The sequence below is a fragment of the Pseudomonas salmasensis genome, from assembly GCF_014268375.2.
In the GTDB taxonomy this organism is placed as follows: domain Bacteria; phylum Pseudomonadota; class Gammaproteobacteria; order Pseudomonadales; family Pseudomonadaceae; genus Aquipseudomonas; species Aquipseudomonas salmasensis.
Genome location: NZ_CP077083.1, coordinates 4,746,842 through 4,759,183 on the forward strand (window position 1 = coordinate 4,746,842; position 12,342 = coordinate 4,759,183).

The 12,342-nt window shown below is 62.6% G+C and carries 12 protein-coding genes; 8 read left to right on the top strand and 4 right to left on the bottom strand.

All coding sequences use genetic code 11. The annotated features are described in order from the left end of the window. Window positions 1-82: 82 nt before the first annotated feature. Together HU731_RS21285 and HU731_RS21290 are read left to right on the top strand one after the other, a co-directional pair. Complete coding sequence (locus HU731_RS21285) at window positions 83-1,030, top strand: LysR substrate-binding domain-containing protein (RefSeq protein WP_186608543.1); 948 nt, start codon at window positions 83-85, stop codon at window positions 1,028-1,030. Between the two features lie 213 nt (window positions 1,031-1,243). Beyond that, window positions 1,244-1,654, top strand: coding sequence for an HPF/RaiA family ribosome-associated protein (locus HU731_RS21290; protein WP_003188815.1), 411 nt, complete (start codon window positions 1,244-1,246; stop codon window positions 1,652-1,654). 54 nt (window positions 1,655-1,708) lie between these two features. Here the strand turns inward: HU731_RS21290 and HU731_RS21295 are convergent, their stop codons facing one another. Continuing rightward, window positions 1,709-3,220, bottom strand: coding sequence for an MFS transporter (locus HU731_RS21295; protein WP_186608544.1), 1,512 nt, complete (start codon window positions 3,218-3,220; stop codon window positions 1,709-1,711). 104 nt (window positions 3,221-3,324) lie between these two features. On the opposite strand from HU731_RS21295, the gene HU731_RS21300 reads away from it, so the two are divergent. Beyond that, window positions 3,325-4,197: a LysR family transcriptional regulator gene (locus HU731_RS21300; RefSeq protein ID WP_186608545.1), complete on the top strand. Its 873-nt coding sequence runs from the start codon at window positions 3,325-3,327 to the stop codon at window positions 4,195-4,197. Window positions 4,198-4,329: 132 nt separating this feature from the next. Here the strand turns inward: HU731_RS21300 and fecA are convergent, their stop codons facing one another. From fecA to HU731_RS21315, 3 genes are all read right to left on the bottom strand, one after another. Next, window positions 4,330-6,666 carry a TonB-dependent Fe(3+) dicitrate receptor FecA gene (gene fecA, locus HU731_RS21305; RefSeq protein WP_186608546.1) on the bottom strand — a complete coding sequence of 779 codons (2,337 nt, stop codon included), beginning with the start codon at window positions 6,664-6,666 and terminating at the stop codon, window positions 4,330-4,332. A 205-nt stretch (window positions 6,667-6,871) separates the two neighbouring features. Next, window positions 6,872-7,813 (bottom strand): FecR domain-containing protein, encoded by a 942-nt coding sequence (locus HU731_RS21310; protein ID WP_186608547.1) that lies wholly within the window; start codon window positions 7,811-7,813, stop codon window positions 6,872-6,874. After that, entirely contained in the window at window positions 7,810-8,298 is a 489-nt protein-coding gene (locus HU731_RS21315) for a sigma-70 family RNA polymerase sigma factor (RefSeq protein WP_003188822.1), read from the bottom strand. The genes HU731_RS21310 and HU731_RS21315 overlap by 4 nt, the downstream gene beginning before the upstream one ends. A gap of 171 nt (window positions 8,299-8,469) precedes the next feature. Here HU731_RS21315 and HU731_RS21320 point away from each other — a divergent pair, with 171 nt between their 5' ends. Genes HU731_RS21320 through HU731_RS21340 form a run of 5 tightly spaced genes read left to right on the top strand, consistent with a single transcriptional unit; the run spans window position 8,470 to window position 12,232 of the window. Further along, complete coding sequence (locus HU731_RS21320; protein WP_047712658.1) at window positions 8,470-8,772, top strand: DUF3649 domain-containing protein; 303 nt, start codon at window positions 8,470-8,472, stop codon at window positions 8,770-8,772. Continuing rightward, a complete protein-coding gene (locus tag HU731_RS21325) occupies window positions 8,769-10,343 on the top strand; it encodes a PepSY-associated TM helix domain-containing protein (protein WP_186608548.1) in 1,575 nt (524 codons plus the stop codon). The genes HU731_RS21320 and HU731_RS21325 overlap by 4 nt, the downstream gene beginning before the upstream one ends. After that, on the top strand, window positions 10,343-10,669 hold the full coding sequence (locus tag HU731_RS21330; protein WP_186608549.1) for a DUF3325 domain-containing protein: 327 nt from the start codon (window positions 10,343-10,345) through the stop codon (window positions 10,667-10,669). Before HU731_RS21325 ends, HU731_RS21330 begins: the two co-directional genes overlap by 1 nt. 10 nt (window positions 10,670-10,679) lie before the next feature. Continuing rightward, on the top strand, window positions 10,680-11,258 hold the full coding sequence (locus HU731_RS21335; protein WP_032897601.1) for an RNA polymerase sigma factor: 579 nt from the start codon (window positions 10,680-10,682) through the stop codon (window positions 11,256-11,258). Continuing rightward, window positions 11,255-12,232 carry a FecR family protein gene (locus HU731_RS21340; protein ID WP_186608550.1) on the top strand — a complete coding sequence of 326 codons (978 nt, stop codon included), beginning with the start codon at window positions 11,255-11,257 and terminating at the stop codon, window positions 12,230-12,232. The genes HU731_RS21335 and HU731_RS21340 overlap by 4 nt, the downstream gene beginning before the upstream one ends. Window positions 12,233-12,342 lie beyond the last annotated feature (110 nt).

Genomic DNA, 12,342 nt, shown 5'->3' on the forward strand with positions numbered 1-12,342 from the left:
CGGAATTGGCGCGATACTGAGCCTCTGGCTCGGCACTGACCAACGAATTATCCTAAGACACCCTTTAGCAGGACTAAACGCTATGACTCGCCCCCTCCACGGCCAGACCTATGTCTGGTTGCATGTGTTTTCCTGCGCCGCACGGCATCTGTCGTTCACCCGCTGCGCCGAAGAACTGCACATCACGCCCGGAGCGGTGAGCCAGCAAATTCGCCAGTTGGAGGAGCGCCTGGGCTTTCGGCTGTTTCATCGGCGCGCGCGGGGGGTGGAACTCAGCGCCGAGGGGCAGCGCCTGGCGGCCGTGGTGGGGGAGGCTTACGGCAGCATTGATGCCGAATTGCAGCGCCTGGACGCCGGGATGATCAGCGGCACCTTGCGCCTGCGTTCGATCCCCTCGTTTCTGGGCAAGTGGCTGACCCCGCGTCTGCCGCGTTTTCAGCAGCGTTTTCCGGACATTCAACTGCGCATGGTCGCCGAAGACAGCAGCATCGCCCTGCATGAAGGCGACTTCGACCTGGCCATCGACCTCAACGACGGCAGCTACCCGGGGTTGTTATCCACCGCCCTGTTGGATGAACAGATATTCCCGGTGTGCGCCCCCAGCCTGCTGCGTGGCCGCCCGCCCTTGCATGGCCCGGCGGACCTGGCGCATTTCCCGCTGCTGCACGACATCACGGCCTGGCGTGGGAGTTATGAATATGCCGAGTGGGAGTTTTACCTCAATGCCATCGGCTATCACGGTGCTGACGTACGGCGCGGGCACACCTTCAACCGTAACCACCTGACCATCGAAGCCGCCATCGCCGGCATGGGCGTAGCGATTGCGCGGCGCACCTTGCTGAACGATGAACTGGAGCGCGGCACCTTGATCGTGCCGTTCGGCCTGGCGGTGCCCAACCATAAACGCTACGTGCTGCTGTATGCGCCGGGGGCGTTGAACCATCCGGGCGTGCGTGCGGTGCATGATTGGCTGGTGGAGGAAGCGGGGACTTTTCGCGGATTGCACCCGTTGGGAGAGGGGCAATTGTGAGTTTCACAGAGGGTAAGAAGATGTAACTAACTCCCCACCCTAACAGCGTTTTTGCTCGTCGTCAGGGTTAATTTGTAATGTAGGATTTATCTTTGCAAAGGACTTGAATTGTTTCAGCAGGTGCTCAATTGTGTAATCAAGAGGTCATGGTTTCACCACCCCGGTGTTGCAGTTTGTGACCTCTGGCGAGCTAGCTGAAATAAGGGAAGAACTATGCAAATCCAAGTCAATAGCGATAACCATATTGAAAGCAGCATCCGACTGGAGGAGTGGGTACGTACTACCATTGAGAGCACGCTCGAACGCTACGAAGAAGACCTGACCCGTGTAGAGGTCTACCTGCGGGACGAGAACGGCGACAAGCCCGGCCCCCACGATTTGAGTTGCCGTCTGGAAGCACGGCCAAAGGGCCATCAACCAGTTTCCGTGTGCCATAAAGCCGATACGCTTGAACAGGCGATCGATGGCGCCGCAGTCAAGCTCGACCACGCACTGGAACATCTGTTTGGCAAACTGCAAGGCAAGCCGCGCGCTGCCGGTAAAAACCAGCCAATCAACAAAGTGAACGAAGACGCGTTGGAAGAGGAATTCCTGGAAAACGAGAACGCTGCCATTAACGGCTGATTTTTTTCCATTCCCCACTGAAAACGGGCCTGCATTTGCAGGCCCGTTTTTCGTTCAGCGCTCGCGCCGGAAGAAATACCGGCTCAACAGCGCCAGCCCGCTAGCGCCCAAGCCCGCAAACAGCATCGCCCAGCCGGCGCCGCTGCGCAGTGCTGTTTGCGCATCCTGAACGGTCAGCCCCGGTGCATTCAATTTGCCGGCGGCAATATGCTGACTGAGGCTTGCCCATTCCAGCGCCGTGCTGGCAGGTAGCACATTGGCCAGGTTGTGGCTGATCCCCAACAACAGCACCAGGCCCATCAGCGCGATATTGAGCGCCAGGGTGATCAGCCGTGCGCTGAAGTCGATGCCCGAGGCCATGCCGGCGCGGTCAGGCGAGACGGCGCCAGTGGTGGTATTGGTGGTGGGGGAGTTCGTCAGCCCCAGTCCTATGCCTGCGATCACGCAACTGAGCAGCACCAGCGCGATGCTTGGTTGTTCGGCAACATTGACGATGGCCATTGCCACGAATCCCGCGCCCATCGTGCCCAGACCCAGGGGAATGATGCCTTCGGCGCCAAAGCGCAGGGCCAGGCGTTCGGCCAGCGGCGGCACCAGCAAAGTGGGCAAGGTGTATGCGAGCAAGGCGGCGCCGGTGGTCAGCGTGTCGTAACCCAGGCCCGCCTGGAAATACAACGGCAGATAGATCATGAACGGCCAGAAGCTGAAGTTCATGCCGATCGAGCCCATCAACGCGCCGTTGAAACGTTGGATGCGCAACACCGAGAAGTCGAACATCGGGTGGGCACTGCGCCGCTCAATCCAGATAAACAGCAGCAGCCCAAAGACCGACAGGCCGGCCCAGCCGAGCATCGCCGGGGCGCCAAAGCCGATTTCGCTGCCCTGGGTGATGAAATAAACCAGCGCAAACACTGTGAGTGTCATGGTCAGCATGCCGGCGATGTCGAGGCGATGGCTGGCCGGGTCGCGGGATTCCTGCACGCTGACGTGCAACAACGCCAAGGTGAACAGGGTCAGCGGTACGTGCACCAGGAACACCCAGCGCCAGTCCGCCACGGCCAGGATCAAGGCCCCCACCATCGGCCCGAAACCCAGGCCCACGCCAGCGATCACGCCCCATATCGCAAAGGCCCGCGCACGCGCCGCCGGTTCGCGGAACTGATGGGACAAGATGGCGAACTGGCAAATCATCATCGCCCCGGCGCCAATGCCCTGGACGAAACGCGCCGCGATCAATGTCGGCGCATCGTTGGCCAAGCCACAGGCCAGTGAGGCCAAGGCGAACAGCCACAGGCACAGCACCAGCACACGCCGACGACCAAAGCGATCCGCCAAGGTGCCCGCCGCCATCAGCACGCTGGTACAGGCCAGGGTGTAGGCATTCATGATCCATTGGGCGTCTTGAAAGCCGGTGCCCAGTTCCTGTTCCAGCGTAGGCAGGATCACCGGCACGCTGGAGATTTCCAGGCCGAACATCAGGGCCACCAGGCAGACGGCGGTGAGGGCCAGGCCGTTCCTGGCGGTACGCGGGGGAATGAGGGCCGAGAGTGCGGCGGCGCGGGGCATACGACATTCCTTTCGAGAGCGGGAGGGGCTATTCTCTCGGGAATAAGGTTCTTTATTGGCGACAACTTTTCCACTGATAAGGGAACAAAGGGCGACAATTAAGCATGGCTACCCCACGTTTTGATGGCGTCGAACTCTTTCTGCAGATTGTCGAAAGCGGCAATCTCACCGAAGCCGCCGAACGCCTGAACCTCACGCGCTCGGCGGTGGGCAAGGGCCTGGCGCGGCTGGAAGCGCGCTTGGGCACTTGCCTGTTACAGCGCTCCACTCGGCGCCAGCGGTTGACCGAGGACGGGCAGGCGTACTACGAGCATTGCTTGCGTGCCTTGGCGGAGCTGGAGGCGGCCGAGTCCGTGCTGGAAAGCGGCCGTCAGCAACCCCGCGGGCGTTTGCGAGTGAGCGTACCCCTGGCGTTTGGTCATCACTATGCCGCGCCGGCATTGTGGGCCCTGATGGACAGCTATCCGGAACTGGAAATCGACCTTTGTTTTTCCGACCGCATGATCGACCTGGTGCAGGAAGGCTTCGATATCGCTGTGCGCATCGGCCCGTTGCCCGACACCGACCGCCTGAGTGCGCGGCGCCTGGGGCAGCAGGTCATGGGGCTGGCGGCGTCACCGGTGTATTTGCAGCGCAAGGGCGCCATTGAAAGTATCGAAGACCTGGCCGTTCATCGTGGCATTGCTTACCGCAGCAACACCACGCAGCGTTCGCGCCTGGCTTCGCCCTTGATCGTGGACGACCTCCAGGCCGTGGCCGATGCCGCCATCGCGGGCGTGGGCCTGGCCTGGTTGCCGAGTTGGTTGATTGCCCACTATGCGCTGCGCGGGCAGTTGCAGGCCGTGCTGCCCAGCTACCGTGAGCAACCTGCGCCGATCCATGTGATCTGGCCGACGGCTGCGCATATGCCGGCCAAGACGCGGTGTGCCATTGACGCGTTGGTGGCCGCTACCCCCAGTTGCCTGGCGGGCAGTTAGATCCTGAACACACTGAAAACCATCTGTAGGAGCGAGCTTGCTCGCGAAAAACGTCAACGATAACGCGTGCTTGCTGTATGAACGCGGCGCCTGTGAGTTTTTCGCGAGCAAGCTCGCTCCTACAAAATGCGGTCAGAACGCGATAGAGGTTTGCACATACACCGTGCGCGGCTCACCCACGTACTTGCCCTTGTTGTTGTCGTCAAACGAGCGGGTGTAGTACTGCTTGTTGAAGATGTTTTTCACCCCCACCGCCACATTCAAATCCGACAACTGCGGGCCGAAGTCATAGGCTGCGCGGCTGCTGAACAGCATGTAGCCGGGGATGCGTCCATTGGCACCGTCGGCGCTTTCAGCCTGGGTGTTAGCGTTGTCGGCGAACTGGCTGCTCTGGTAGCTGCTGTCCACATTCAGCTTCCATGGGCCTTCGGTGTAACCCACGCCGAGCGTGCCTTTGTGCTTGGAGGAGAAGGGCACGCGGTTGCCTTTGTTCGGGCCGTCTTCGCGGATGGTTGCGTCCACATAGGCGTAGGTGGCGTACACATCAAACCCAGCCAGCGCCGGGCTCAAGCCGTCGAGGGCGTAGTTGATGCTCGACTCGATGCCTTGGTGGCGCGTTTCACCCCGGGCAATCACGGTGTCGTTGGTCTGGTTGCTGTCGTACTGGTTGTCGAAGTTGATCAGGAACGCACCGATTTCCGCGCGCAGGTTGCCGTTGTCATAGCGCGTGCCGAGTTCCCAGGTGCGGGCTTTTTCCGGTTTCACTTCGCCGCTGTTCACGCGGTTGGGCATCTGGCTGTATTGCACGCTGCCGAACGAGCCTTCGGTGTTGGCGTACAGGTTCCAGTCGTCGGTGAGGTGGTAGAGCACGTTCAGCGCGGGCAGCGCGGTGTTGTAGTCACCTTTGTATTTGACGTTGCTCAGGTTGTTGGTTTGCTGGGACTCGATCATCTCGTAGCGAATGCCTGGGGTGATGGTCCACTTGCCGATGTCGATGCGGTCGTCGATGAAGAACGCATTGGCTTCGGTGCCGCCCCGCGTGTCGCGGTCGTTGCGGCTGTTGGTGGTGGGGATCTGCTGGTTGGCGGCAATCGGCGTGCGGTAGCGCAGCTCATGGCCGGCTTCATTGATGTAGCGGTAGCCCACGCCGACTTCATGGCTGGTAGGGCCTAGGTCAAAGCCTTGGGCGAAGCGGGTTTCCAGGCCGCGTACCCAATATTCCCGTGGCGACAGTGACAGGAAACTGCCCTGGTCCAGGTAACCGCTGCGCAGGGTCTTGGTGAAGAAACTGTTGACCGTGAATTCGCGGCGGTCCTGCTCGTAGCGATAGCCGACGTTGAACATCGTACGGCGGCCCCAGAACTTGTCGTAAGGGCGAGTGGACTGGTACGGATCGGCTTTGTAGTCCTTGACGTTCAAACCGCCCGGCATGTCTGCCTGGCCTTCGTAGTACTGCGCCATGGCGTTGAAGCTGTTGGCGTCGTCCAGCTGGTATTTGCCCTTGAGGATCAGGTCGTCGATGCGCGTGTTGCTGTTTTCGCGCCAGTCGCCGCCGCGGGTGCCGGAGTACAGCAGCGCGCCACCCAAACCATTGTCGGCGGTGCCGCCGGCCAGCAGGTTGCCGGTGGTCTTGAAACCGTCGTGGCTGGAGGAAGGGCTGGTCTCGGTCTGCACGCCGCCCTTGACCGTCGGCGCATCCGGGATGGCCCGGGTGACGAAGTTGACGATGCCACCCACGTTTTGCGGGCCATAGCGCACCGCACCGCCGCCGCGCACCACATCCACTGCGTCCATGTTGCCCATGCTGATCGGCGCAAAGGACAGTTGTGGCTGGCCGTAAGGCGCGAAGGGCACCGGGATGCCATCCATCAGCACGGTGGAGCGCGACGCCAGGCGTGGGTTGAGCCCGCGAATACCGAAGTTCAGCGCCATGTCGTGGCTACCGGTGCCGTTGTTGTCCGGGGCGTTGACGCCGGGGATGCGGTTGAGCACATCGCGGGCCTGGGTGGCGCCCTGGCGTTCGAATTCTTCGCGGCGGATCACATCACGGGCGCCGGGGTGCTCGAACACGTTGGTTTGCGCCGCATCACCGAGCCAGTCGCCGACCACGTTGGAGGTCTGCAGCTCCAGGGTCGCAGGGGCGCCCGCCGGTTGCAGGCTGTAGGCGTTATCACCCTCGGCGCGGGCTTGCAGGCCGGTGCCTTCCAGCAGTTTTTGCAAGCCCTCGGCTGCGCTGTAATTGCCAGAAAGCCCTGGGCTTTGCATACCGGCCGTCACTGCTGAACCGAAGGACACCAGCACGCCGGCTTCACGCCCGAATTGATTCAGGGCCGCTTCCAGGGTGGTCGGCGCGATGTGGTACGCCTTGGCGTCGGCCGCCATCACCGCCGGCAGTGCGGTCAGGCTGAGGCTGGCGCCGAGTAGGAGTTGGCGCAGGGTACGGGCGAGAAGGGTCGGTTGCTGGGGCATGAAGGGCGGTCCTGAGAAGGAAGGATCAAGGGTGCTTTCCTTCTCTGTCACGCCAGGTGCGGAAAACGGCTCACATTTAAAAAATACTCACTGTAGGAGCGAGCTTGCTCGCGAAAATCGTCAACGATAACGCCGGTTGCCTGGTTTAACGCGGTGTGCTGGCGTTTTTCGCGAGCAAGCTCGCTCCTACAAAAAGCGCTATGCGTCAGGCACGTGCCTGCACGGTCACCCAATAACGCGTAAAGCGCCGCACTTTCACCGGCAGGCTGATCTCCAGCAGGTCGAGGATGCGTTCGCTGTCATCCAGCGGGTAGCTGCCGGACAGCAGCAGGTTGGCCACTTGCGGGTCGCAATGGAGCTGGCCGCGACGATAGCGCCCCAGTTCACCCAAGAAGTCTTCCAGGCGCATATGTGCCGCCACCAGCATGCCGTCGGCCCAGGCGCCGCTGTTGGCGTCGGTGGGGCGCGGGGTGTCCCAGCCTTTGCGGGTAAAATTGACTTGGTGCGCGGCGTCGACGCTCAGCGCCAAGCCGTTGTAGCGGTTGGGCATCACCTCGACCTGGCCGGCCAGCACCGCCAGTTGGGTGTGGTCGTTGAACTGGCGCACATTCATGCGCGCCGCCTGGCTGCTGAGCAGGCCCTGGCCGGTCAGCACGTGCAACGGCGCCTGGCCTGCACGGGCGGTGAGCAGGATTTCACCTTCAAGCAGGCGCACCAGGCGCTGCTGGCCATCGTAATGCACATCCACCGCGCTGCCGGTGTTGAGCTGCAACTGGCTGCCGTCGGCCAATTGCACCGTGCGGCGCTGGCCCACCGGGCTGCGATAGTCAGCCGTGAGCGGCGGCAGGATATGTTGCTGGCGCAGGCTCCAGGCGGCGGCCGAACCGGCACCCAGAATCAACAGCAATTTAAGCGCCTGACGCCGGCTGCTGGAGGTGGGCGCGTTCAACGCCGCATGGGCCAGGGGCGAGGGCACGCCGCGCAGGCGTTGGTTGACGCGCTGGATCTGCTCCCACGCGCGTTGGTGTTCGCTGTGGGCATTCAACCATTGCTGCCAGGCCGCCTGCTGGCGTGGGTTGAGCGCGCCTTGCTGCATTTCCAGCAACCAGTGCACGGCTTGTTCGGCGACTTGGCTGGAGACGTTCATAGGGCGAAGTAGCAGCGCATGGCCGCTTTGGTCAGGTGGCGTTTGACGGTGGCGATGGAGATGCCCAGTTGCGCGCCGATTTGCGCGTAGGTCAGGCCATCGAGTTGGGCCAGCAGGAAGGCGCGTTTGACCTGCTTGGGCAAGCCGTCGAGCAGTTGGTCCAGTTCGAGCAGGGTTTGCAGGATGATTGCGCGGTCTTCTTCCGACGGCGCCACGTGTTCGGGCATCTGCGCCAAGGCCTCGAGGTAGGCGCGTTCCAGGTCCTGGCGACGGTAGAAGTTGAACAGTACGCGCTTGGCCACGGTGGTGAGGAAGGCGCGCGGCTCGATCAGCGTTGGCGCTTCCCTGGCACTGAGCACGCGGATAAAGGTGTCCTGCGCCAGGTCGGCCGCGTTGTCCGGGCAGCCGAGCTTGCGTCGCAACCAGCCGGTGAGCCAGTGGTGATGGTCGTTGTACAACACTTCGACGGGATTGGACGGCTGCAACGCGATCACTCCGCAAGCATTCGATATGCTTTAGAGAACAAGAATTGTTCGCATTGTAGGGCCCGTGACCAGGTTCGGCAATCGGCCAAGGCAGGTGATTCATCCGTTCTCTTTTGCTTATGAGAATATTTATCATTAATATTGCGCGCTGATGAACCAGGCGCCTGCCGCATGAAAAGTAAAACCTCATTGCCCGCTTCCTACCGCCTCGCTGTCACCTCGCGCGTGCTGGCGGCGGTGATTGGCGGTTACCTGATGGCCTCCCTGGCCGCCATCTGCCTGGCGCTCTGGCTGCCCACTAGCCGTGCCGATGCGGTGGTCACCGGCATGATGAGTTCCTTTGTGTTCTACCTGCTGGCGGTGCTCTGGTGTTTTGCCTGCCGCACGGCATGGCGCGCCTGGGCAGGGGTGATGGTGCCGAGTGCGCTGTTTGCCACCCTGGCCGGCATTGGTTTCTGGATGGCTCGCACATGAAAGAGGGCTTTCGCCAGGCCATGGCCTGGCTGCACACATGGGCGGGCTTGATTTTCGGTTGGCTGCTGTTCGCGATTTTCCTGACCGGCACCCTGGCCTATTTCAAAGATGAAATAACCCACTGGATGCAGCCCGAAGTGCAGGCCCATCCCCTGGACGATGGGCGCAGCCTCGCCGTGGCGCAAAATTACCTGCAACAGCAGGCGCCCACCGCCGCGCGCTGGTTCATTACTTTGCCAACCCGCCGCGACCCCGGCCTATCGGTGATGTGGCAAGACAAGCTCGAGCCCGGCAAGCGCGGCACCTTCATCCAGAAAGTCCTCGACCCCGTCACCGGCCAACCGGTGCAGGCGCGCGAAAGCAAGGGCGGCGAGTTCTTCTATCGTTTCCACTTCCAGCTGCAAATGCCTTACCCCTGGGGCCGCTGGCTGTCGACCATCGCCGCGATGGTGATGTTCGTCGCGCTGATCACCGGCATCATTACCCACAAGAAAATCTTCAAGGACTTCTTCACCTTCCGCCCCCGCAAAGGCCAGCGCTCCTGGCTGGACGGGCACAACGCGGTGGGTGTGCTGGTATTGCCGTTTCACCTGATGATCACCTACAGCAGCCTGGTGATTTTCATGAGCATGGTCATGCCTGCGCCCATCGTGGCGTCCTATGGCGACGACAGCCGGGCGTTCTTCAGCGAGTTGTTCCCCGCTACCGACAATCCGCCAGCCCTCGGCCAGCCGGGCAAACTGCTGCCGTTGATGCCGATGTACCAGCAGGCGCGGGAACAGTGGGCGGGCGGGCATGTGGGGCGTCTGGCGGTCAACAACCCCGCCGATACCAACGCCTCGGTCAACGTGTCACGCGCTGGCTCCGACAGCGTGGTGCATGCCTCCGGCAGTACGCTGTCGTTTAACGGCACCACCGGCGAGCTGTTGCGAGGCAGTGCCGAGCCGTCTTTGGCGACGGCCATCGGTGGCAGTTTCTACGGTTTGCACATGGGCCATTTCGCCGGCCCGGTGCTGCGCTGGCTGTACTTTATCTGCGGCCTGGCGGGCACGGCGATGATCGGCACGGGCTTGGTGATCTGGCTGGGCAAGCGCCAGCTCAAGCACGCCAAGGCCTCGGTCATGCCCTTTGAACTGCGCCTGGTGGAGGTGTTGAATATCGCCAGCATGTCCGGATTGATGATCGCCATTGCGGCGTTTTTCTGGGCCAACCGCCTGTTGCCGGTGAGCTTCGCCGCGCGCTCCGACTGGGAAGTGCAGGCGTTCTTTATCGCCTGGGGCCTGAGCCTGTTGCACGCCTTGCTGCGGCGCGGTCGCCAGGGTTGGGTTGAGCAACTGAGCTTCGGCGCGCTGTTGTTTGCCGCCATTCCACTGCTTAACGCCATCACCACCTCGCAGCACTTGGGCGTCTCCGTGCCAAGCGGCGACTGGGCCATGGCCGGCTTCGACCTCACCTGCCTGGCCAGCGGCATGTTCCTGGCCTGGGCGGCGTGGAAGATGCACCACCGCACCGCGCCACAACCCAAGGCTGAACGTGCCCGCGGGTTGACACTCAAGCAGCAGGCCCACTGATGCTCCTCGCGCTATTGATGTGCTACGCCGGGTTTACCGCGCTGTGTTTGTCCACCGACCGTCACCACGGCGAATTGCTGCACAGCAAACCCACACCCACGCGGCGCCTGGGGCTGCGGGTGGGCGGCTGGTTGCTGTTGGCCGTGTCGATCTGGCCGGCGGTGCTGGGCGCCGGTTGGAGCCAGGGCCTGGTGGAGTGGTGCGCGGTGTTGATGCTCAGCGCCTTGCTGCTGGTGTTGCTGCTGCCGTATCGGCCAAAGCTGGCCTTGATCCTGGCGGGCCTCGGCCTGTTGGCCAGCCCTGTTGCGGCGTTCGCCCTATCTTGAGCCGGCCATGATCAGGATCAACCCACCGCCCAATCCCCAGGATAATCCGCACGCGGAGGCGGCCGGTGGGCGCGCGCATTTTTTGCAGGTGTTTTTGTCCCAGCGCTCGCAAATGGAGGCGTTGGTCAGCCGTCGCGTCGGGTGCCGCGCCACGGCAGCCGACCTCGTGCAGGATTTGTTCCTGCGCTTCTGGCGTCGCCCGCTGGTGCAGGTCGAAGAGCTGAGCACCTACCTGCTGCGCTGCGCTGGCAACATCGCCATCGACCACCTGCGCAGCGAAGGCGCACGGGCGCGCAGCAGCGAAGGCTGGTTGCCCGAACAGTCAGACAATCAAGGCTGCGAACCCCAGGCGGCGCTGGAGGCGGGCAATGATCTGCGCCATGTGGAAGCTGCCTTGCGCAGCTTGCCCGAGCGTACCCGCCAGATTTTCCTGCTTAACCGCATCCACGGCCGCAAGTACGCCGAAATCGCCAAGGCCATGGGCCTGTCCCAAAGCGCCGTGGAAAAACATATGATGCGCGCCCTCGAAGCCTGCAAGGCCAGCCTTCGCGAACCCTCGCCGCCACGCACGCCAGGGAAAGCCCCGTGAACGTCACGCCCACGCCCGCCCAGGAACAGGCCGCGCTCGATTGGCTGTGCCTGCTGCATGACCAGCCCAGCAGCGGCGACCAGGCCACGTTCAGCCGCTGGTTACGCGCAGATCCCGCACACGTCGAGGCCTACTCCCAAGCCCAGGTGCTCTGGGAGTTGAGCGAAGTGCCAGCGCGCCAACTAGCCGATGAGGACGCGCTCGCCTTGCAGGGCTACCTCAATACGATCAACGCCTCCAAACGCTCCCGGGTAGCGCGTTGGTCTGGTGCCTTGGCCGTCGCTGCCTGCCTGCTGCTGATGGTGTCGATGGGCGCCGGTTGGCAGCCGTCACGCTGGGTCGATGAGTGGGGCGCCGATTATGTGACGGCGCCGGGGCAGGTGAAGACCTTCACCCTGGCCGATCAATCCAAGGTCACCCTCGACGCCGACAGCGCCATCGCCGTGGATTTCAGCCAGGGCGAACGGCACATCCAACTGCGCCGTGGTGCAGGATTTTTCAGCGTGACCCACACCGGCGACCCCTTCGTGGTGGAGGCGAGCGGCGGTGAAACTCGGGTACTGGGAACGCAGTTTGAAGTGCGCCTGCAACCTGACGGCGCCGAGGTCACTGTGCTGTCCGGCCGTGTCGGCGTGACGCCCTCAAAACAGGGCCAGCAACAGGTGCTGACCGCTGGCCAGCAAGTGGCCTACGCCCATGGCATTGGCGCTCCCTTGCATGGCGTCGACAGCGCCTCACGCCTGGCCTGGCGCGAGGGTTGGCTGAACTACTACAAGGCCCCCCTGGCCGAGGTGGTCGAGGACCTGAGGCGTTATTACCCCGGCCGCATTCTTTTGCTGAACGAGGACATGGCCGCCAAACGCGTCAGCGGTAGCTTTCCGAGCCAGGACCCAGTCGCGGTCCTGAACGCCTTACAAGCGGTGCTGGATTTTGAACAGCACACCTTGTTGGGTCGCGTGATTGTGCTGCGCTAGGCCCGCAGCGCTTCATCGAACCTTCATCGCAATCACCAAAACCTGTCACCAAACGGTTACACGTGCCGTGGATCATCCCTGGTTCCTGAACAAGTGGTCAGGAAGCTCGC